Origin of the sequence: Halosimplex litoreum (assembly GCF_016065055.1) — an archaeon.
Classification (GTDB): domain Archaea; phylum Halobacteriota; class Halobacteria; order Halobacteriales; family Haloarculaceae; genus Halosimplex; species Halosimplex litoreum.
Window position 1 is genome coordinate 3370174 of sequence record NZ_CP065856.1, and the last position, 20866, is coordinate 3391039.

24 protein-coding genes are annotated in these 20866 nt (G+C 68.5%); 10 read left to right on the plus strand and 14 right to left on the minus strand.

Annotated elements, in window-relative coordinates; all coding sequences use genetic code 11:
• Positions 1–93: 93 nt before the first annotated feature.
• Genes I7X12_RS16780 through I7X12_RS16790 form a run of 3 tightly spaced genes read right to left on the minus strand, consistent with a single transcriptional unit; the run spans position 94 to position 2623 of the window.
• Complete coding sequence (locus I7X12_RS16780) at positions 94–873, minus strand: ABC transporter ATP-binding protein (RefSeq protein WP_198061181.1); 780 nt, start codon at positions 871–873, stop codon at positions 94–96.
• Positions 861–1724, minus strand: a complete 864-nt coding sequence (locus I7X12_RS16785) for an ABC transporter permease (protein WP_198061182.1) — start codon at positions 1722–1724, stop codon at positions 861–863. Before I7X12_RS16785 ends, I7X12_RS16780 begins: the two co-directional genes overlap by 13 nt.
• Positions 1721–2623, minus strand: coding sequence for an ABC transporter substrate-binding protein (locus I7X12_RS16790; protein WP_394355632.1), 903 nt, complete (start codon positions 2621–2623; stop codon positions 1721–1723). Before I7X12_RS16790 ends, I7X12_RS16785 begins: the two co-directional genes overlap by 4 nt.
• 405 nt (positions 2624–3028) lie before the next feature.
• On the opposite strand from I7X12_RS16790, the gene I7X12_RS16795 reads away from it, so the two are divergent.
• Both I7X12_RS16795 and I7X12_RS16800 read left to right on the plus strand, forming a co-directional pair.
• The gene (locus I7X12_RS16795; RefSeq protein WP_198061184.1) at positions 3029–4150 is read left to right on the plus strand and encodes a pyridoxal phosphate-dependent aminotransferase; all 1122 of its coding nucleotides are present in this window, start codon (positions 3029–3031) and stop codon (positions 4148–4150) included.
• 75 nt (positions 4151–4225) lie between these two features.
• Entirely contained in the window at positions 4226–4597 is a 372-nt protein-coding gene (locus I7X12_RS16800; RefSeq protein WP_198061185.1) for a hypothetical protein, read from the plus strand.
• A gap of 27 nt (positions 4598–4624) precedes the next feature.
• Here I7X12_RS16800 and I7X12_RS20925 read toward each other — a convergent pair whose 3' ends face one another.
• Positions 4625–5188, minus strand: coding sequence for a lycopene cyclase domain-containing protein (locus I7X12_RS20925; RefSeq protein ID WP_198061186.1), 564 nt, complete (start codon positions 5186–5188; stop codon positions 4625–4627).
• A 422-nt stretch (positions 5189–5610) separates the two neighbouring features.
• On the opposite strand from I7X12_RS20925, the gene I7X12_RS16810 reads away from it, so the two are divergent.
• The 3 genes from I7X12_RS16810 (at position 5611) to I7X12_RS16820 (ending at position 8162) form a co-directional block, all read left to right on the plus strand.
• Complete coding sequence (locus I7X12_RS16810; protein WP_198061187.1) at positions 5611–6465, plus strand: UbiA family prenyltransferase; 855 nt, start codon at positions 5611–5613, stop codon at positions 6463–6465.
• A 127-nt stretch (positions 6466–6592) separates the two neighbouring features.
• Positions 6593–7657, plus strand: coding sequence for a guanosine monophosphate reductase (locus I7X12_RS16815; protein ID WP_198061188.1), 1065 nt, complete (start codon positions 6593–6595; stop codon positions 7655–7657).
• A 64-nt stretch (positions 7658–7721) separates the two neighbouring features.
• Positions 7722–8162, plus strand: a complete 441-nt coding sequence (locus I7X12_RS16820) for a DUF7124 domain-containing protein (protein ID WP_198061189.1) — start codon at positions 7722–7724, stop codon at positions 8160–8162.
• 24 nt (positions 8163–8186) lie between these two features.
• On the opposite strand, the gene I7X12_RS16825 is transcribed toward I7X12_RS16820, so the two are convergent.
• From I7X12_RS16825 to I7X12_RS16835, 3 genes are all read right to left on the minus strand, one after another.
• Positions 8187–9368: a redox-regulated ATPase YchF gene (locus I7X12_RS16825; RefSeq protein ID WP_198061190.1), complete on the minus strand. Its 1182-nt coding sequence runs from the start codon at positions 9366–9368 to the stop codon at positions 8187–8189.
• Between the two features lie 151 nt (positions 9369–9519).
• Entirely contained in the window at positions 9520–9720 is a 201-nt protein-coding gene (locus I7X12_RS16830) for a hypothetical protein (protein WP_198061191.1), read from the minus strand.
• Between the two features lie 107 nt (positions 9721–9827).
• Entirely contained in the window at positions 9828–10967 is a 1140-nt protein-coding gene (locus tag I7X12_RS16835) for a polymer-forming cytoskeletal protein (RefSeq protein WP_198061192.1), read from the minus strand.
• Positions 10968–11128: 161 nt separating this feature from the next.
• Between I7X12_RS16835 and I7X12_RS16840 the strand changes: the two genes are divergently transcribed.
• Positions 11129–11326, plus strand: a complete 198-nt coding sequence (locus tag I7X12_RS16840) for a DUF5800 family protein (RefSeq protein WP_198061193.1) — start codon at positions 11129–11131, stop codon at positions 11324–11326.
• A 12-nt stretch (positions 11327–11338) separates the two neighbouring features.
• On the opposite strand, the gene I7X12_RS16845 is transcribed toward I7X12_RS16840, so the two are convergent.
• The gene (locus I7X12_RS16845) at positions 11339–11776 is read right to left on the minus strand and encodes an SRPBCC family protein (RefSeq protein WP_198061194.1); all 438 of its coding nucleotides are present in this window, start codon (positions 11774–11776) and stop codon (positions 11339–11341) included.
• A gap of 42 nt (positions 11777–11818) precedes the next feature.
• Positions 11819–11956, minus strand: coding sequence for a hypothetical protein (locus I7X12_RS16850; RefSeq protein ID WP_198061195.1), 138 nt, complete (start codon positions 11954–11956; stop codon positions 11819–11821).
• A gap of 149 nt (positions 11957–12105) precedes the next feature.
• Between I7X12_RS16850 and I7X12_RS16855 the strand changes: the two genes are divergently transcribed.
• Positions 12106–13155: a sensor histidine kinase gene (locus tag I7X12_RS16855; RefSeq protein ID WP_198061196.1), complete on the plus strand. Its 1050-nt coding sequence runs from the start codon at positions 12106–12108 to the stop codon at positions 13153–13155.
• Between the two features lie 78 nt (positions 13156–13233).
• Here I7X12_RS16855 and pan1 read toward each other — a convergent pair whose 3' ends face one another.
• A complete protein-coding gene (gene pan1 / locus I7X12_RS16860) occupies positions 13234–14445 on the minus strand; it encodes a proteasome-activating nucleotidase Pan1 (protein WP_198061197.1) in 1212 nt (403 codons plus the stop codon).
• Between the two features lie 250 nt (positions 14446–14695).
• On the opposite strand from pan1, the gene I7X12_RS16865 reads away from it, so the two are divergent.
• From I7X12_RS16865 to rad50, 3 genes are all read left to right on the plus strand, one after another.
• Positions 14696–14962 carry a MarR family transcriptional regulator gene (locus I7X12_RS16865; RefSeq protein WP_198061198.1) on the plus strand — a complete coding sequence of 89 codons (267 nt, stop codon included), beginning with the start codon at positions 14696–14698 and terminating at the stop codon, positions 14960–14962.
• A 154-nt stretch (positions 14963–15116) separates the two neighbouring features.
• Positions 15117–16469, plus strand: a complete 1353-nt coding sequence (mre11, locus tag I7X12_RS16870; protein ID WP_198061199.1) for a DNA double-strand break repair protein Mre11 — start codon at positions 15117–15119, stop codon at positions 16467–16469.
• A complete protein-coding gene (gene rad50, locus I7X12_RS16875; protein ID WP_198061200.1) occupies positions 16466–19165 on the plus strand; it encodes a DNA double-strand break repair ATPase Rad50 in 2700 nt (899 codons plus the stop codon). Before mre11 ends, rad50 begins: the two co-directional genes overlap by 4 nt.
• 157 nt (positions 19166–19322) lie before the next feature.
• Here rad50 and I7X12_RS16880 read toward each other — a convergent pair whose 3' ends face one another.
• From I7X12_RS16880 to I7X12_RS16895, 4 genes are all read right to left on the minus strand, one after another.
• Positions 19323–19520: a hypothetical protein gene (locus I7X12_RS16880; protein WP_198061201.1), complete on the minus strand. Its 198-nt coding sequence runs from the start codon at positions 19518–19520 to the stop codon at positions 19323–19325.
• Between the two features lie 35 nt (positions 19521–19555).
• Positions 19556–20044, minus strand: a complete 489-nt coding sequence (locus I7X12_RS16885) for a DUF7346 family protein (protein WP_232342891.1) — start codon at positions 20042–20044, stop codon at positions 19556–19558.
• Positions 20045–20118: 74 nt separating this feature from the next.
• The gene (locus tag I7X12_RS16890) at positions 20119–20580 is read right to left on the minus strand and encodes a DUF7322 domain-containing protein (protein WP_198061202.1); all 462 of its coding nucleotides are present in this window, start codon (positions 20578–20580) and stop codon (positions 20119–20121) included.
• A gap of 68 nt (positions 20581–20648) precedes the next feature.
• Positions 20649–20855, minus strand: coding sequence for a DUF7331 family protein (locus I7X12_RS16895; RefSeq protein ID WP_198063944.1), 207 nt, complete (start codon positions 20853–20855; stop codon positions 20649–20651).
• Positions 20856–20866 lie beyond the last annotated feature (11 nt).

Genomic DNA, 20866 nt, shown 5'->3' on the forward strand with positions numbered 1-20866 from the left:
AAGTGACCGATATCGTCGGTATAATCGGTTCCAGCGCCGGCTGATACCGCGACCCGACTCGTAATTATTGGTTTATTTATGTCTAGAGGAGAGTCAGTTCTCGTGGATGAGCCCGAGGATCCGTTCCTGGTACTCGCCGAATGCGGCGTCGGTCCGGCTGCGCGGCCGGTCGAGGTCCACGTCGACTACCTCGGCGACGGTACCTGGGCCACTGGAGAGGACGACGACGCGGTCGGCGAGCGTGACGGCTTCCTCCACGTCGTGGGTGACGAACAACACGGTCTTTTCGGTCTCGGCCCAGATATCGAGCAGTTCGTCGTGGAGCATGGTGCGGGTCTGGGCGTCGACGCTACCGAACGGTTCGTCCATCAGGAGCAAGGCGGGGTCGACGGCGAGCGCGCGGGCGATGCCGACGCGCTGTTTCATCCCGCCGGAGAGCGCGTTCGGGTAGGCGTCCTCGAAGCCGTCGAGCCCGACGAGGTCGATCATCTCCTGGGACTGCTCCAGGCGTTCGCTGGCGGTCGTGTCCTGCTGTTCGAGGCCGAAGGCGACGTTCTCGAGGACCGTGCGCCAGGGGAACAGGCCGTACTCCTGGAAGACCATCCCGCGGTCCATCGCCGGGCCGGTGACCGGCTCGCCGTCGAGGCGGACCTCGCCGTCAGTCGCTCCTTCGAGCCCGGCGATGATCCGGAACAGCGTCGTCTTCCCGCAGCCCGAGGGGCCGACGAGACAGACGAACTCCCCCTCCTCGACGGAGAAGGAGACCCCGTCGAGAGCGCGGACCGGGTCGTCGTCCTCGGTGCCGAAGACCTTCGTCACGCCGTCGACGGTGACGCGGCGGTCGCCCTCGGCGGCGCCGTCTACTCGCGCCACGCCAACACCCTCCCTTCGACGCGGCGAAACAGGGCGTCGCTCGTCAGGAAGACGAGGCTGATGACGAGCATGTAGACGACGCTGACCTGCGTGTCGAGGTTCTGCGAGGCGTTGATGATCTGGTAGCCGACGCCCGGCGCACCGAACAGTTCGGCGGCGACGACGATCATCCAGCACTGCCCGATGCTGGTCCTGATCCCGGTTAGGATCTCCGGCGAGGCGCTGGGCAGGACGACTTTTCGGATCATCCCCCAGTCGCTGTGGACGCCCAGCGACGCGGCGACCTCGCGCTGACCCTGCGGGACGCCCTCGACGCCGCTGTAGGCGTTGTAGAAGTTGATCCAGAACGCGCCGATGGCGACGATGAAGATGGCGCCGCCGTGGCCGATACCGATCCAGACGATTGCGAAGGCGATCCACGCCAGCGGCGGGATCGGACGGAGCACGCGAGTCACAGGCGTGAACAGGTCGTCGAGCGTCTCGCTCCAGGCCATCGCGACCCCGAGCGCGACTCCGAGGACGGTCCCGATCAGGAGGCCCGGGACGTAGTGGACGAGGCTCTGGAACAGCTTGACGACGAGTTTGCTCCCGGTCAACTCGCCGAGAAGCGGGAGCGTGACCGTTTCGGTCTTTGCGAGTTCGCCCCCGAACGCTGCCGCGACCGCGACCGGCGACGGGAGGAGGTAGGTCCGCCCGATCGCCATCGCGCCGGCCTGCCAGACCGCGAGAAAGGCCAGTGACCCGACGAGTCCGAGCAGGATCGAACGGCGGTCGAACCGCTCGGCGAGCGAGGCGCGTGCCCCGGTCGCGGCGGTCTCGGTCTCCCCGTCGGCCGCCGTCTCGACGCTCATAGGGAGTCGTACACCTCGAAGTCGAACATCGCGGACTTCGAGAGGTTCTGATCGGTCTTGCCGAGGCGGTTCGCGTACTCGCTGAACGTGACGGCGTGCTCCTCGATCGCGTGGGGGTCGCTGACGAAGGCGCTGGCTCTCGAGTCCATCGCGGCCTGGGCCGTCGACTCCTCCAGCGAGTCGATGAACGACGCGGCGTGGCCCGCGGCCGTCTCCGGCTCGTTCACGGCGAGGTCGGTCGCCTTCCGGTGCTGGCGCAGGAACTCGACGGCGATCTCGGTGTTGTCTTCGCGCAGGCGGTCGTGCATGAGCGTCACCGCCGCCGGCTGGCCGGGCATGAAGTCGCCGGCCCACGCGATGGACTGAAACGGTGCGTCCTCTTGCTCGACGATCGTCGGCACCGGCTCCATGATGCTCGTCCCGTCGACCTCGCCGGCCAGCAGCGCCTGCTGGACGGCCGACGCGCCGCCCAGGCCCGTGATGTTCACGTCTTTCTCGGGGTCGAGTCCGAGTTCCTGGTCGATCCAGTAGCGCAGCAGGATGTCCGGGACCGACCCCGGCGGGAAGGTGCCGAAGGTGAACTTCCGTCCGTGCTGTTCTTCGAACTTCGCGAAGGCGTCTTTGCCGTGTTCGTCCCACAGCGCCGCGAACTCGTCGCTCGCGAGGACTTTCATCGCGTTCTCGATGTTGGCGGCGGTGATCTTCGAAGGGATCCCCTTGTCCATGATGATCATCGCGGGGACGACCCCGAACATCATCACGTCGAAGTTCCCCTTCGCGGAGGCCTGGACGATGCTCGGCCCGTCGGGGAACTGCTCGCCGGTGACGGGAACCGACAGCTCGTCGAAATAGCCCTCCTCCTCCATCACGAAGTACTGCATGTCCGGGTAGATAGGCATGTAGGCCACCCGCAGCTCGTCGAGACCACTCGACGACCCCGTCACGCCGCTACAGCCCGCCAGACCCGTACTCCCCAGGAGTGTCGTGCCACCGATGCCTTTCAGATACGCCCGCCGCGAGACGCCCGCGTCGTCGCCAGTCATTGTACAGGAGTAACGGACAGAACCACTTCGAGCATCCGATACCCGTAAGTAGAGCCGTCAGCCCGGCCGTAGTGGAACCTCCTCGAGAGCCGCTGAGACTCGGAGATACGCCGAAAGAAGCGTGCCACAGGCAGCATCGGCGTCCGAGATAGCGGCAGATACTGCACGGTCCGGCGAGTCGATCAGCCCGAGCGGGCGGACGTGGAGAGAGTGCGAGTCGGACCCTCAACAGTTATCGGGGAGCGCGCCCGCGAGTGAGGTATGACGGAGTTCTCTCGACGCGTCGAACAGGTGTCGATAAGCGGGATCCGGGAGGTCTTCGAGGCCGCCGGCGAGGACGCGATCAACCTCGGGCTGGGCCAGCCGGACTTCCCGACGCCAGAGCACGCCCGCGAAGGCGCTATCGAGGCCATCCGCGCCGGCGAGGCCGACGAGTACACCTCGAACAAGGGCACCGAGTCGCTCCGGGAAGCCATCTCACACCGCTACGCCGAGGACCGCGGGATGGAGGTCGATCCGAACGATGTCATCGCCACCGCCGGCGGCAGCGAGGCGCTGCATATCGCCATGGAGGCCCACGTCGACCCCGGCGAGGAAGTGATCTTCCCCGATCCCGGGTTCGTCTCCTACGACGCGCTTACCCACATCGCCGGCGGCGAGCCGAAGCCCGTCCCGCTGCGCGAGGACCTGACGATGGCCCCCGAGACCGTCGAGGAGGCCATCACCGACGACACCGCCGCGTTCGTCGTCAACAGCCCCGCCAACCCCACCGGTGCGGTCCAGTCGCCCGAGGATATGCGCGAGTTCGCCCGCATCGCCGACGAGCACGACGTGCTCTGTATCTCCGACGAGGTGTACGAACACATCGTCTTCGAGGGCGAACACCGCTCGCCCCTAGAGTTCGCCGAGAGCGACAACGTCGTCGTCGTTGGCGCCTGCTCGAAGACCTACTCGATGACGGGCTGGCGGCTGGGCTGGGTCACCGGCTCGAACCGCCGGATCGAGCGGATGCTGCGGGTCCACCAGTACGGCCAGGCCTGTGCCACCGCCGCCGCCCAGCACGCCGCCGAGGCCGCGCTGACCGGGCCGCAGGACCCAGTCGACAAGATGGTCGCGGCCTTCGAGGAACGGCGCGACGTGTTGCTGGACGGCCTCGCCGACATCGGCCTGGACTGTCCCACGCCGAAGGGCGCCTTCTACGCGATGCTGAAGGTCCCCGAGGGTTTCGTCGACGAGGTGATCGACCGCGGGGTCGTGGTCGTCCCCGGCGAGGCCTTCGGCGACCACGGCGAGGGCTACGCCCGCATCTCCTACGCCGTGAACGTCGAGACGCTGAAGGAGGCGCTGGCGGTCATGGGCGAGGCCTACGACGCGGTGGCCTGAGCGACTGGCCGAGGCGGTCGCGGCCGACATTCGCGTGCGGAACGTAGAAACGTCTCGCGGTCGTACCTGCGGTCAATGGACCAACTGACGCCGTCGAACGTCCCCACCTACGAGACCAAGGCGGAGGGACGGTCGCTGTGGGACCGCTGCGCAGACCGCGGGCTCCCGGTGGTCGCCGTCCGCGAGGGCGAGCGCGGCTACGTCGTCCGCTACGACCTCCAGCACCTCGACGGCCAGCTCTCCGAGCGAGCCCTCCGGAGGCTCCGCGAACACGTGCGCTCGCTGCGGTCGTACTCCGTCCGCGTCGACCCCGACTCACAGACCGAAGGCGTCGGCGGCGAGACCGGTCACGTCGCGGGCGAACTCCACGCCGAAACGGAGGACGACGCCCGCAGGCTCGCCTCCCACGTCTCCTCGTTCGTCTTCGACGACGACAACCTCGTCTGAGCGGCCACTGCGTCGCGTCTCCACGCGCTACGTAGATTCCCGTCGCCCGTGTAGCGTCTCGTGGACGCCGAGCACCAGCGCCGGCACGACGACCATGAAGATGTGTTCCTCCAGGGGGATGCCGACGAACTCGACGCCGGTTCGCAGCGGGATGGCGAACACGCCGACTTCGAGCGTGTACCAGTCCCAGACGTACGCGAGCGGGTAGACGACGGCGACGGTCACTGCTGTCCGCCGGAGCGCCCCACGGCCGGCCCGGACGAGCAACCCGAGTGCGAACGACCCGAAGACGACCTCCGTCGCGAGGTAGGTGTACGGCCCCAGGACGCCGATGTCGGGGAGCGGGACCGCTGCGAGCGGTTCGACGACGGCCGCGACCCCCAGCACGACTCCGCCGACGGCGCCCCCGAGCGCGAGACGGCCCGAGGCTCGGTCCGTGGGGCCCGCCGCGACCGCGAGCGCGGTCGCGATCCAGACGACCGCGGCGAGGCCGGCGCTCGGCGGGACGACGCCCGCGACGGTCGCCCAGAGCGCGAGGACACCGAGAGCGAAGGTGGCGGCGACGAGCCGCGCCGCGCGGTCGCTGTCCATACCGTCGTATGAGGTCGCACTCACATGAGCGGTCGGGTGCGCTCCCGAGCGTCGTTCGATCCGTGTCACCACCGCGTCGACGTCGGAGCGGGAACGGCGCGAGCAGCGCGGCTCCGAACGCTCGCCGACGCAGTGCCGCCGGACGAGGAGAACGGACGCGTCGTCGCCCGCTTCCCCAGAGAGAGTTCCCCTCCCAGCACCCCCGCCCAGAAGCGGAGGATGAGGGGAACAGAGACCAACTCGGCCAGGCCGAGAAGCAACGGGGTCCCGAACATCGTCCGTCTGAAACGTGCCCCAGGGCCACGTATGCTTTCGGAGTGTCGAGCGGCCGATGCTGGTGTCCGTGATCGACACCGCTGCCGCTTCGGTCCGAGACCTAATCCTGCGAAAGAACGTTGTCGCTCCCGGCCGAACGGGATCCCATGGCGGAGGCAACGCACGCCAGCGAGGAAGTGCCGGTCGTTCGAGCGCTGCTTTCGCAGGTGCACCCAGTGTTCATGCTGCCGCCGCTTTCGGCGTCGCTGTTCGGCGGCGTCTTCGCCGGATCGGTCGACCCGGTAGCCGCGGGGGCACACGTCGCCGCCCTCTTTTTCGCCGTCTACACCGCCCACGTCAAGGACGGCTACGTCGACTTCCACGTCCGCGGCGAGGACGACAGCCATCCCCTCTCGGCGCCGGCCTGCCGGCGTGCGCTCGCCGGATCGACCGTGGGGTTCCTGGGGGCACTGGCAGCAGTCTGGGCGCTCGCGGGACCGGGCGCGGCCGCGCTGACCGCGCCGACGTGGGCGCTGGGATACTTCCACGCCCCGCAGCTGGATACCGACACCGTCGGCGCCACGATGGGCTACCCGACCGGGATCGCGCTCGGACTGCTCGGCGGGTTCTACGTCCAGGCCGGCCGGCTCACGCCCGCCGTCGTCGGGCTCGCCGGCGTCTTCCTCCTGTTTCTCTCGGGAATCAAAGTGATCGACGACGCCCAGGACTTCGAGTACGACCGCTCGATCGACAAGCGAACGGTCGCGGTCGTGCTCGGCGAACGCGGCGCCTACCGGGCCGCGTACGCGCTCATGGCGACGGGGATGGTCGCCGTCGTCGCGCTGGCGCTGGGGCTCCGTGCGATCCCGCCCACCGCCGGACTGGCCGCGGTCGTCTTCGGCGCGGTCGCGCTACTCGCTCGTCGCGCCGACCCGGAACTCGCGACCATGCTGCTCATCCGCGGCTCCTACCTCTTCCTCGCCGTCCTCGTCGCAGCGGTGTGGTTCCGACCGCTGAGCTGAGCGGAGTGGATCGACGGCCGACCAACCGCGTTCGTTCGACCGGTCGCGCTCGACCGGAGTAGGCACCGGATACGCTCTCCGCGGACCGCCACCGATTTAGGGTCGGACGCGGTACCTTAGTGGCGGTATGGACGACCTCCGAACCGGACTCTCGTACGGCGACGTTCTGCTGGTTCCCCAGCGGTCGCCCGTCGACAGCCGAAGCGACGTCGACCTCTCGACGCGGCTGACCGACGACGTCGAACTCGACACCCCCCTACTGTCGGCCCCCATGGACACCGTGACGGGCCCCGACGCGGCGATCGCGATCGGCCGTGCCGGCGGGTTCGGCACGATCCACCGGTTCATGACCGTCGACGAACAGGCCGCCGCCGTCGAACGCGTGGTCGACGCCGACCAGCAGGTCGGCGCCGCCGTCGGCATCGCCGAGGACGCCGTCGCCCGCACGGCCGCCCTCGTCGACGCCGGCGTCGACTGCGTGATGGTCGACGTGGCCCACGGCCACCTCGACCGCTGTCTCGACACGGTCGAACGCCTCCGCGCGGAGTTCCCCGACACCGACCTGGTCGTCGGCAACGTCGCGACGCCCGAGGGCGTTCGCGATCTGGCGGCCGCCGGCGCCGACTGCGTGAAGGTCGGCATCGGTCCCGGCTCGCACTGCACGACCCGCCGGGTCGCGGGCGCGGGCGTCCCGCAGCTCACCGCCGTCGACGACTGCGCCGACGCGGCCGACGACCTCGATATCCCCATCGTCGCCGACGGCGGCATCCGCTCGTCGGGCGACGCCGTCAAGGCGCTGATGGCCGGCGCCGACACGGTGATGATGGGGAGTCTCTTCGCCGGCACGGAGGAGACGCCACCCGGGATCGTCGAGGTCGACGGCGAGCGCTACAAGAAATCCCGCGGCATGGCGACGACCGCCGCCGCCGAGGACCGATCGGACAAGGAAGGCGCCGGCGAGGCGGTCGACGCCGACGAGGGCGTCGAAGGCTTCACCGAGTACAAGGGTCCGCTCGGCGACGTGGCCGCGGAGTTCTGCGCCGGCATCAAGTCCGGTCTCTCCTACTGCGGCGGCCACACGATCGAGGCGGCCCGCGAAACGGCCGAGTTCATCCGCGTCGAACAGGCCGCCAAGGAACGGGAGGGCGCCCACGGCGACCACGACTGGGAGACCGTCGTCGTCGACGACTGAGGTCCCGGTGGGACGGCGAGCGGACCGGCGCGGTTGTTTTCACCGAGGCCGTCGAACCCAGAGTATGAGCATCGCCGCGGACGGCGTACGGTCCGGCGAGATGACCCTGGCGTTCGAACTCGACGCCATCCGCGCCTTCGACGACCCCGGGGTGGTGGTCGCCGACGCCCGCGAGTGGAGCCGCTCCGTCGGCGTCGTCGCCAACGACACCGAGGCGGTTCGCGCCTTCGTCGACGAACGGGACCTCCGGCAGGACTTCGAACTCGGGGATCGGGACATCTGGCTGATCATGGAGGGGATCCGCGAGGACAGCGACGCGCCGCGGCACGTCTTCGTCGGCACGACCCCCGAGGACAGTCGGATCGCCGACGCGACCGGCTGGGAGTACCGCACGCCCGCCGAGGTGGCCGACGCCGCCGGGTGGTCGCTCGCCGCCCGCGACGGCCGTTCCGGGTCGTCCGATCCGGGACTGTTGGCACGCCTCTGGGCGCGTCTCTCTCGGTGAGAAGTCACCCGGACCGCTGCCCCATCAGTTCGCCGTCGAGACGATCTTGATCACGTCGCCCTCGTCGAGTTCCTCCTCGTCGCTGACCCGCATGTTCTTCCGGGCGTCGACGGCGTGGAGGTAGCCGTCGCCGATGTCGGAGTGGACGGCGTAAGCCAGGTCCTTCGGCGTCGAGCCCTCACCGAGGAGGAACGCGTCGGGGAGGGTATTCCCCTGCCCGTCGGTCCAGTGGGTCTCGTCCTGGACCGGGTAGGCCGTGATCTGGTCGAGCACGTCGTAGACGGCCGTGTCGAGCGCCCCCTGGACGCCGGTGCCGCCGTGGTCGGCCATCACGTCGCGGATCTGCTCCAGTCCCTGGGCCTGCTGGTCGCTCACGTCGCCGACGATCTCGAAATCGGCGTCGCCGGGGTCGTAGTCGACGACGCCCGCCTCGGCGGCCTTCCGCAGAGCGAGTTCGCCGTCCGCGGTGGTCGGGATTGTCGCCTCGTTGCGCTCCTTGAGCGCCTGAACGTTCTCCGGCGGCGCCACGTCGGCCTTGTTGGCGACGACGACGATCGGTTTCGTGCGTGCCCGGATCTCGCTCGCCAGTTCCTCGCGATGGGCGTCGGTCCACTGGATCGGGTCCGACGGGTAGTCCAGATCCCGCAGCGTGCGGGCCACGTCCAGCTCGGTCGCACCGACGCCGGTCAACAGCTCCGTCAGTTCCTCGTCGATGTCGAAGTCGGGCGAACGCGAGGCCCGCTCGACGCCCTCCCAGTTGCGGTCGACGATGCTCGCCAGCCACAGGTCCATCTCCTCCTCGATGAACTGGAGGTCCTCGACGGGGTCGTGCTCGCCCACCTCGACGGGTTCGCCCTCCTCGTCGGTCCCGCCGGACGCGTCGACGACGTGGAGGATGGCGTCGGCGTTCGACAGCTCGTCGAGGAACTGGTTGCCCAGGCCGCGGCCCTCGTGGGCGCCGGGGACGAGGCCGGCCACGTCCAGCAGTTCGACGGGAACGAACCGCTTGCCGTCGTGGCAGTTCTCCTGCCCGCAGCGCTCCTCGCGGTCGAGACAGGGGCAGTCGGTGCGGACGTGGGTGACGCCGCGGTTGGCGTCGATGGTCGTGAAGGGGTAGTTGCCCACGTCCACGTCGGCCATCGTCGCCGCCTTGTAGAAGGTCGACTTGCCGGCGTTGGGCTTGCCGGCGAGCGCGACAGAGAGCATGCGACCGAGTACCGTCGGCCGGGAGAAGCCGCTTTCGGTCCCCGCTATCCGTTCGACGGCCCCTCGGTCGGATTCCTCTCACGGCTCGACCCGTGGGCTTCCCCCTCGACTCTCCGTGATTCGCCCTCGACCGACAGCCCCCACGGGATCGCTACTCCGAACCGACATCCAGGACGACGTTGATCAGCCCCCAAGAACCGACCGCGACGACCAGGAGCACGACGCCGACCCAGCCGGGAATCTGTGACTCGACGGTCGTTCGCGACGCCCGCCGCCCCATACCGAACGCTGCCAGTCCCATCAGCAGGAAAAACAGCGGTACTCTCTGTACGAGCCGTTCGACGTAACTCATAGAATATCTTTTTTGCCAATATGTTATAAATTTATCTACTACTGGTGCTCCTCGGTAGCGTCGGGTTCGTGGGGGCGTCGATCGGACGTCGGCAGTGTGTCGGCGAGTCAGTCCGCGTCGGGGACGACTTCGGCGTCGTCGTGACCGGTCTCGCCGTGACCCGTATCGGACCCCATCATCGGAACGACGCCGTCTAGATCCGCCTCGACCGCCTCGCGGCTCTCGACGGCGGACGGGTCCTCCGTCCCCTCACCGCCGACGCTGTCTTCGGGGTCTGCCCCCTCGTCGGTCGCTTCGTCGTCGGCAGCCGTCGGCTCGTCGTCGGTCGCTCCGGCGTTGTCCGACTCGGTCGCGTCGTCCTCCGTCTCGACCGCTCCGTCGCCGTCCTCCCTTGCGGGAGCGGGGCCGAGCGCGTCGCGAACCTGCGTGAGTTCGCCGCTGACGCGGATCTTCCCCTCGACGACGGCGTGTTCGTGGAGCTCGACGTCCGCGGCGGAGATGTCGCCCCAGACGGTCGCGCCCTTCGCGACGGACACGTCCCCGCCGCGGGTGGTCACGTCGCCTTTGATCTCGGTGTCCGGACCGACGACCACGTCGCCGCGGGCGCGGAGGCTACCGAAGATCGTGTTGTCGCCGCCGACCTCCAACGACTCGGCGCGGACGTTCCCGTGGAGGCGGCAGTCGTCGCCGACGGTGGCCGGCGTCGAGACGCGCCAGGCGTCGTCGCTGACGCGGGCGCCTCGCGGGATCACGACCGGCTGGGCCTCGTCGTCGTCGGCGTCGACGAGTTCGCTCGCCAGGTCTTCGGCGGCCTCCTCCTCGCCGATACGCAACAACTGCGAGAGGTAGACGACGAGGAAGACGACCGTCGGCATCGGGTTGCGGATCTTGATGTGGCCGTTGGCCTCGAAGCTCTGCTCGATGTCGACGTCGTCGCCGATGTCGACGTTGCCGGCGACCTTGAGTTCGCCGCCGACGCGTGTTCGCTCGCCGAGATAGGCGTCGCCACCGACGAGCACGTCTTCCTCGACTTCGCTCCACATGTCCAGCCGGCAGTCGCCTGCGGCCTCGATGTGGCCGTCGAAGGTGACCCGCTCGCCCGCCATGACGTCGTCGCCGCGGACGCCGAACTCGACGGTGCTCTGCCCGCCGACGATCACGTCCCCCTCGGTCACCAGGTCGTGCTCCTCGACCGTGGTTCCGTCGGGGATCGCGAGTTCGTCGAGCGGGTCCGAGCGGATCGGCACACCCGACATAGCGATTTCGGTCGTAATAAACCCTCACACCGCGCACGACGGGCGTCTGACGCGTGTCTGACGGTGCCGGTGTGGGTAGGGGGCGCCCCGCCGTGGCGCAGCGCGGCGCGCGGATCTCCAGATATTTATCCGGCGGCGGTATACGAGTGGACATGACGGTACTTTCCTTCGACGAGCAGGGAGTCGACGTGGTGTACGAGGGTCACGACTTCCGCCTGGAGAAGTCGCTCATCGAGGACGCTACGGAGAAACCCTACCCGGAGGTCACCGACCACGAGGTGCTCAGACTGGTGGAGAAAGACGCCGCGCCGTCGGGCGAAGCCCGCCGGATAGCCGACATCGTGGAGTGACCACGGCCCGTCTCAGGTCCCGGTCTCGACGCGGGTCTTCACGTTCGCCAACGTCGTCCGCAGCTCTCGCTCGTTGTACCGCCGGACGAACGGCGCGGCGACGGCCGACAGCACTCGTCCGGGCACCTCGTACCGACCGGTGTACGTGAGCCGGGTCCGACCCTCGAGGGACTCGAACGCGAGGTCGATCTCGCCGGTCAGCTGACCGCGCATCTCCAAGACGATCCGCTCGTCCGGTTCGTGGGTCGTCTCGACGAGTTCCCCGTCGAGCGCGACTCCGGCCATCCGAAACGTGTAGTCGAGACGTTTGCCACCGTTGGCCAGCGACTCGACGTTCCGGGCCTCGGCGAGGCTCGGCGTCACCGTCACGTGGTTGTGCGGGTCGTCCATGAACGCGAACACGACGTCGACCGGCGCGTCGACCACCGTCGATTCGCTGACTTCGATCATGACCCATCGTCGGGGACCCAGCACCGAAAAGGGACGCCCGACTCAGAGCGGTCCCGAGAACGCGAAGAACGGGACGACGAACAGCAGCGCGAACAGCACCGCGAGGACGAGGCCGTAACTCGCCAGTGTCGCCGCGGCCGCGACCCACGCGGGGCCGTCGAAGCGGTCGAGCGCGTTCACGGTCGGAGAACGGCGCCCGCGGACTTAGTCGTTCGGTCGGGATCGAGTGTAGATCTCCCGATCGATCCCGTCGCTGTCCCGCGATCGCAACCACGAGCCAAATTCTTTAGGCCTGCTCGGTAACCGACTGGAGTCAAAACGATCGGGTAATGAGTGTGCTCCGGGCAGTAACGCTGCCGTCGGCGTTCGACGACTTGGACGTCGGGGTCGCCCTCCACGACGCCGAGAGCGGTGGGGTTCTGGACGCGAACGAGAGTCTGGAGCGACTGTATGGCTACTCGACGGCGGAGCTCCGTGAGATGACCGTGGGGGAGTACACGGCGCCGTCGACGAAGTACACGCAGGCGGAGGCCACCGAGCGGATCCGGGCGGCCGCCGAGGGGGAGCGCCAGTCCTTCGAGTGGCAGGTCGAACGGGCGACGGGTGAGCTGCTCTGGGTCCGCGTGCGGCTCAGTCCGACGACGATCGACGGTCGGACGTGCGTCCTGGCGGAAGTCGACGATATCACGGAGTACCGAACCCGCGAGCGGCGGTTGCGACTGCTCTCTCGGATCGTCCGCCACAACCTCCGCAACAGGATGAACCTCGTGCAGGGTCGGGCCGGTCACCTCCGGCAGGCGATCGACGACGAACGATTGGCCGCCGAGGTCGAGGCGATCGAGTCGGTCGCCGACGAGGTCGGCGGGCTCAGCGATTCGGTCTCCCAGATCGAGGAGATGGCCGAACCCGACGCGACCGAGCGGGAGCCGACGAACGTCCGCGCGGTCGTCGGGCCCGTCGTCCAGGCTGCACGCGAGGCCTACTCCGATGCGGACCTCTCTCTCGCTATCGACGAGAACGCCTGGCTCATGGCCGACGACGGGTTGCGGTACGCGCTCGAACACGCCGTCGAGAACGCGCTCGAGCACAACGACCGCGACGCGCCGACGGTCGAGGTGAGCGTGACCGCGGACGACCACGGTCAGTGTGTGATCCGGATCGTCGACGACGGGCCACCGATCCCCGACGTGGAGACCGACGTGCTCGACGGGACCGTCGCGGCCAGCAGCACCTACCACGGCACCGGTGTCGGCCTCTGGGTGATGCAGTGGTGCGTCAACTCGCTGGGCGGCGAACTCTCCTTCCGGGAGACCGACCCGCGCGGGAACGTGGTCGAGATCGCGCTGCCGAGAGTCGACGACGACCACGGGCGTCGCTGACGGGAACGAGCGTCGGTCCCGGTCGGCGCCGACTCGTCGACCGGAACGGGGGAGAAGGTGGACGCGGTGGCGGTCGTCTCAGGCGAAGGTGCGCGAGACGTCCTCGTCTTCCTCCTCGGCCTGGATCTTGTCCCAGGCGTCGAGGAAGTCCTGCATGCGGACCTCGGTGCGGTCGTCGCGGATGGCGAACATCCCGGCCTCGGTGCAGACGGCCTTCACGTCGGCGCCGGAGGCCTCGCCGGTCATGTCGGCCAGCTCCGTGAAGTCCAGCTCCTCGTCGAGGTTCATCGAGCGGGTGTGGATCTTGAAGATCTGCTCGCGGCCCGCGACGTCCGGTTTGGGCACTTCGATCAGGCGGTCGAAGCGACCAGGGCGGAGGATGGCGCGGTCGAGCATGTCGAAGCGGTTGGTGGCGGCGATGATGCGGATCTCCCCGCGCTCCTCGAAGCCGTCCATCTCCGAGAGCAGCTGCATCATCGTCCGCTGGACCTCGGCGTCGCCGGAGGTCTTCGAGTCCGTCCGCTTGGCTGCGATGGCGTCGATCTCGTCGATGAACAGGACCGACGGCTCGTGCTGACGGGCGAGTTCGAACAGGTCGCGAACGAGCTTGGCGCCCTCGCCGATGAACTTGTGGACGAGCTCGGAGCCGGCCATCTTGATGAAGGTGGCGTCGGTCTGGTTGGCGACGGCCTTGGCGAGCATCGTCTTGCCGGTGCCGGGCGGGCCGTGCAGGAGGACGCCGCTCGGCGGCTCGATGCCGACCTCCTCGAACATATCGGGGTTCTTCAGCGGCATCTCGACGGTCTCGCGGACCTCTTCGAGCTGGTCCTCGATACCACCGATGTCCTGATAGGTCACGTCCGGCGACTGCTCGACCTCCATAACGCGAGCGCGCACGTCGGTCTCGTCTTCGAGACTCTTGACGATCGAGAGGGAGTTGTTGACCGCGACTCTCGAGTCGGGTTCGAGGTCGTCGCGCATCTCGTCGGTGACCTCGGTGATGGCCTCCTGGTTGTTGCCGTGCTGTTTGATGATGACGCCGTCGTCGGTCAGCTCCTGCACCGTGGCGACGAACAGCGGCGACTGCTTGAGCTTCTTGTTCTCGTGGGTGAGCCGCTCTAATTTCTGCTGGTACTTGTTGTTCTCCGCGTTGGCGTCCAGCAGCTTGTCCCGCATCTCCTCGTTCTGTGATTCGAGCACCTCGAGGCGCTCCTCCAGTGCCTCGATTTTGTCCTGTTGGGAGGCGTCGTCGTCGTACGGCAGGTCCACCTCGTCCACGGTGTCGGTCATTACACCCCTGCTAGCGGATGGGATAATAAGAGGTTTCGGGTCCGACGGGTCACTTGCCGATCGGAGACGTCTCCGGAACGTCCGACGCCGTCTGCCGATTCTTCCGGTACGACTGTGTGATATGTTACCGTAGATATCTAAGACCTCGACCGGCACGGTGTGGGCGACGCGGTTCTTGCCGATAGATTCACGGAGGTAATTATTCGAAACGGGAAATATTATTAGTCTGTATCCAGAAGCGGGAGACACGATGAGCACGTCCGAAACTACGGAAGCGGAATCGGCGGCCGGAGAGGGCTGGGACGCCGTTCGCGACCTGCCGCCCAGCGCCAAACTCGTGGCCAAGACCCTGGAGTACAACGACGCGCTGACCCAGAGCCAGCTCGCCGAGGAGACGCTGCTGCCGCCACGGACCGTCCGCTACGCCCTGAACCGGCTCGAAGACGTCGACGTGGTCAGTTCGCGCTTCTCCTTCGCCGACGCCCGCAAGCGCATCTACACGCTCGATATCGAATAGGCCCGACCCTCGGCCGGCCCGCAGCCCTCACCTTCTCGCCGTCCGCAGGTTTCTAATTCGCCGTACTCCGGGAGTAGGTCGACCGTACCCGCCGGGAGCACTTTCACCGCGCTCGCGACACCTCTTTAGGTCGGGGTTTCGTACGCTGTCGTAGATGACGCGTGTGATACACACGGGGGACACTCACCTCGGCTACCGGCAGTATCACCGACCGGAGCGCAAGCGGGACTATCTGAACGCGTTCCGGCAGGTGGCCGACGACGCCGTGGCCGAAGACGTCGCCGCGGTCGTCCACGCCGGCGACCTGTTCCACGACCGGCGGCCGACCCTGGACGACATCATGGGAGCCCTCTCGGTCCTGCGGACGCTCGACGACGCCGGCGTGCCCTTCCTCGCCGTCGTCGGCAACCACGAGGCCAAACGCGAGGGCCAGTGGCTCGATCTGTTCGAGTCGCTCGGGCTCGCCACCCGACTCGGCCCCGAGCCCGTCGAGGTGGGTTCGACGGCGTTCTACGGGCTGGATTTCGTCCCGCGCTCGAAGCGCGAGGGCTTCGAACTCGACCTCGAACCACACGACGCCGACCACGCCGCCCTGGTCACCCACGGCCTGTTCGAGCCGTTCGACTTCGGCGAGTGGGACCCGGCGGAGATCTTCGCGACGACCGATATCGAGTTCGACGCGCTCCTGCTGGGGGACAACCACCACCCCGAGACCGCGCAGGTCGACGACACCTGGGTCACCTACTGCGGGTCGACCGAGCGCACCAGCGCCAGCGAACGCGACGAACGGGGGTACAACGTCGTCGCCTTCGACGGCGACGTGGACGTGCGTCGACGCGGCCTCGACACCCGCGAGTTCGTCTTCGTCGACCTCGAACTCGGCGAGGGCGAGGGCGTCGACCGCGTCCGCAAGCGCGTCGGCGAGTACGACCTCGACGACGCGGTCGTCGTCGTCACCGTCGACGGCGAGGGCGAACCGGTCACACCCGCGGCCGTGGAGGAGTTCGCGCTCGACCACGGGGCGCTGGTCGCCCGCGTCACCGACCGTCGGGAGACGGCCGAGGAGGGCGAGCGGGAGATCTCTTTCGCCGACCCCGACGACGCCGTCCGCGAGCGGGTCCGCGAGCTGGGTCTCAGCGACGCGGCCCGCTCGATCGACGAGACGGTCCGGGCCAGCAAGGTCGCCGACTCGAACGTCGACGACGTGGTCGAAGACCGGGTCGCCGACCTCGTCGAGGACGGCGACCTCGCGGCGTTCGAAGCGGTCGATCTAGCGGGCGACAGCGACGAATCGGAACCCACCGACGCCGGCGCCAACGGGCACGAAACCACTGAATCCGACGGCGAAGCCGAAGCCGCCGAACCCGGCGACGGAGCCGTCACCGCAGGCGCTGCGGCCGACGGCGGGGCCGACGCACCTCCCGAGAGCGAAGGCGAGGACGGAGCCGACGGGGAGAGCCCCGCGGAGGACGGCGACGGCCAGGCGACCTGGGGTGAGTTCCAGTGAGGTTCGAGCGCGTCAGACTCTCGAACTTCAAGTGTTACGACGACGCGGACGTGCGGCTGGACCGCGGGGTGACGGTCATCCACGGCCTCAACGGCAGCGGCAAGTCCTCGTTGCTCGAGGCCTGTTTTTTCGCCCTCTACGGCTCGAAGGCGCTGGACAACACCCTCGACGAGGTCGTCACTATCGGGGCGGACGACGCCGAGGTAGAGCTGTGGTTCACACACGACGGCGACTCGTATCACGTCGGGCGTCGCGTGCGCGCGACCGGCGAGCAGGCCCAGACCGCCAAGTGCGTCCTCGAAGGCCCGGACGTGACCATCGAGGGGGCTCGGGACGTACGGGCGCACGTCGAGGAGCTGTTGCGCATGGACGCCGAGGCGTTCGTCAACTGCGCGTACGTCCGCCAGGGCGAAGTGAACAAGCTCATCAACGCCACACCCGGCGAGCGCCAGGACATGCTCGACTCGCTGCTCCAGCTCGGCAAGCTGGAGGAGTACCGCGAGCGCGCCAGCGACGCCCGCGTCGGCGTCGACCGCGTCCGCCGGGACAAGCGCGGTTCGCTCTCCCAGCTCGACGACCAGATCGAGGACAAAGAAGACGAGAACCTCCACGCGCGGCTCAACGACCACCGGACCGAACTGGAGGAGGTGACCGCCGAGATCGACCGGTTCGAAGGCCAGCGCGAGAAAGCCGTCGAGACGCGCGATCGGGCGGCGGAGATCCTCGACTCCTACGAGGAGAAACACGCGGAACTCGACGACGTCGAATCGGATATCGAGGAACTCCGGGAAGCCATCTCGGAGACCGAGCGCGACCGGGAACAACTGGCCGAGCAGGTATCAGACCACCGCGAGACCCGCGAGGACCACCGCGCGGAACTGGGCGACCTGCTCCCCGAAACCGAGCTGGAGGGCAGCGCCGACGACCCGCCCGAACCGGCCACCGTCGAGTCGCTGCTCGAGGACCTCGCCGAGCGTGACGACGAACTGCAGGAGACGCTGCAGGACGTGACCGCGGCGGTGTCCGAACACAGTACGAAAGCCGAGAATTTTCGCGAGGCGGCCGCCGACCTCGAATCGCAGGCCGAGTCGAAGCGCGAGCAGGCCGCCGACCTCGAATCGGACGTGGCCGAGACGCGCGAGTCGCTCGCCGACCGTCGCGAGAAGATCGAGGATCTGGCCGAGCGAATCGAGTCCTTGGAGAGCGAGTTCGACGACGCGCCCGTCGACTTCGGCGAGGCCGAGTCGTTCCGTGCGGAAGTCGCCGAGGAGCTGAACGAGGTCCGCGAGCGGGTCGCCAGTCTCGAAGCCGACGCCAAGAATCAGCGAGAGGGGATCGCGGAGGCCGAAGCGCTGCTGGAGGAGGGCAAGTGTCCCGAGTGCGGCCAGGACGTCGACGGCTCGCCCCACGTCGAGTCGATCGACGACGATCGCGAACGTCTGGCCGACCTCGAGGCCGACCTCGAAGACGCCCGTGAGCGCCGCGACGACCACGAAGACCGGATCGAAGAAGCGGAACGGCTCGTCGAGGTCGAGTCCGAGATCCGGGAGTGTCGCACGAACCGCTCGAACGTCGAGCAGCTCGTCGACCAGCGCGAGGCCACGCTCGAAGAGAAGACCGAGCAGGCCGAGCGGCTCCGCGAGGAGGCCGACGACCTCGACTCGGAGGCGGCGGAGAAGCGGGAGGCGGCGGAGGAGCAGGCCGACGCCGCACAGGAGTCCCGCGATCGGGTCGGCGAGATCAACGGCGAGCGCGGACGCATCCGCGAGCGCCGCGAGCGCCTGGAGCGCGTCGACGAACTGCTCGAGGCGATCGCCGACGCGACCGACGCGGTCGAGCGCTTGCGCGACCGGCGCGAGCAACTGGCGGAGACCAACGACGAGCGCCGCGAACGGCTCGCGGAGAAACGCGACCGGCGCTCGGACCTGCAGGCGGAGTTCGACGACGAGCGGGTCGAGGAAGCCCGAGAGCAGCGCGACAACGCCGCTGACTACGTCGAGAAGGCCGACGCCAAGCTCGAATCGCTGCGCGAACGGCGCGACGAGCTACAGAGCGCGATCGGCGGCGTCGAGGCGGAGATCGAGGAGCTCGAATCGCTGCGTGAGCGCCGCGAGGACCTCGCCGAGCGCGTCGAGCGCCTCGACTCGCTGTACGACGAGGCCGAACGCCTCCAGCGGATGTACGGCGACCTCCGGGCCGAGTTGCGCCAGCGCAACGTCGAGAGCCTGGAGGCGATGCTCAACGAGATATTCGATCTGGTCTACCAGAACGATTCCTACGCCCGGATCGAACTCTCCGGCGAGTACGAACTCACCGTCTACCAGAAGGACGGCGAGCCGCTCGACCCCGAACAGCTATCGGGCGGCGAGCGCGCCCTCTTCAACCTCAGCCTCCGGTGTGCGATCTACCGGCTGCTCGCCGAGGGCATCGAGGGCGCGGCGCCGATGCCGCCGCTCATCCTCGACGAGCCGACCGTCTTCCTCGACTCCGGCCACGTCTCCCAGCTCGTGGAACTCGTCGAGGCGATGCGCGAGTACGGCGTCGAGCAGATCCTCGTCGTCTCCCACGACGACGAACTCGTCGGCGCCGCCGACGATCTGGTCCGCGTCGAGAAGGACTCGACGACGAACCGCTCGTCGGTTCGGCGGGAGCGTCCGGAGGACCGGCTCGCCGAGGCCGTCGAAGCCGACGATTGAGGCCGGACCGGGTGCAACGCTCGGATAGGTCCGGGGTTCTGGCGACCCGTGTTACCGAGCGGGCCGCGCGAGCGAGTCGCCGGGCGGCGTCAGAAGCCCGATTCCGAGTACGTACCACACGGTCCCGACACCGAGTGTGTACGCGACCCCCGGACCATCAGAACACGAGGCGGGTCAGTCCCGCGGTACCGATGACGTAGCTGACGACGGTCACCACTGCGAATCCGCCGCCCGCCCCCAGTATCGCGAGGAACAGCTCCAGCGCGACGGCGGCGGCGACGCCGACCGCGAACGCGACCGGGGTCCGCTTCGGACGCTCGCCGACGAGGTGTGTCCGCAGTCGCGCCCCGTTCATATCCCTCCGTCGCGAGCGCTGACGTGAATGTTTTGTCAGGATTCGCCGGTGGTCGGGTCGTCGCCGGTCGCCTGGCTGTCCGCGCTTTCGCTGCCCGCACCGTGACCGCGCATCGCGGCCAGCCCGGCGCTCGCTCGCTCGGTCGTCTCGTAGCCGCGGACGCCGGTCGCGTCGGTCTCGGCCACCAGCCCGGCGGCCCGGTACTCCGAGAGCAGGCCGTGCAGGTCGCTCTCGCAGAGGTCTACCGCGCCCGTCAGCGTCCGCACGTCGACGGGCGAGCGGGCGTCGATCTCGAGCAGGAGCCCGAGCGAGCGGTCGTCGTGGACGGCGCTCGCCACGGCCCGGACCGGTTCGGGAACGGCGCGGCTGGCCGTCTCCAGCGGCGACTCGCCGTCGACCGGTTCCAGTTCGTCGTTGGCGACGTGGCGGCGCTCCCCCGTCTCGGGGTCGCGGACGAGCGACGAGTCGCTCGACTCCTTCAGCAGGATCAGGCGGCGACCGGCGTCGTCGCGGACCGTTCGCATAGCTGCTCGTAGCGACCTCGCGGGGTTAGCGGTTCCGGTCGCGGCGGCGAGCGGTCGGGCCCGGTCCGCCGCTCTCAGTCCTCGGTGGCTTCGGAGTCGGTGGCTCCGCCCTCGGTCCCGCCGTCGGCGGCGGCCTCGGGCGATTCGGACGCTCTGGAGCGACGGAACGCGCGGTACTCGCGGACGCCGTAGAGGAACGAGACCACACCGAGGGCGACCAGCGGGCCGCCGACGTTCCAGTCACCCTCGAAGTAGATGAACATCGGCCCGAGCGCGAGCGCGAGGAAGGCCACGTCGAAGACGACGACCAGCCGCCAGAACGTCCGGCTCACCTCGGGGTCCACGTCGGTGTCGAACGCGTCGGCGTCGTCGACTTCACCGTCGTCGGCCCCCTCGCCACTGCTCTCGCCGTCGTCCTCGCCGGGAATCGAGACGGACGGGACGTCGACCTCGGGCACGTCCGGACCGAGCGAGTGCTCGAAGCGCTCGGGGTCGCCCAGCAGGCCGCTCTCGTCGTCCGCACCGTCCTCGGACACAGCCGCGAGTAGCGCGCTGACCGGCAAAAGGGTTCCCACTCGGTCAGGGTCGGAGGGTCGAGCGAGTTTCAGACCATCCGCCCGAGCGAGACGGCGTCGTCGGACTCGACCCAGGCGAGCGGGTTGTCGGTGTCGAAGAGGACCACGCCGCCGTCGACCTCGTAGGCGTCTGTGGCGGCGACGCCCTCGGGGTCGGCGGGTGCGACTCGCACGTCCACGGACGGCTGGCTCTCGGCACTGTCCGCCTCGTCGGGTCGCGTCGCGTGGTCCGTCATGGCTTCACGCC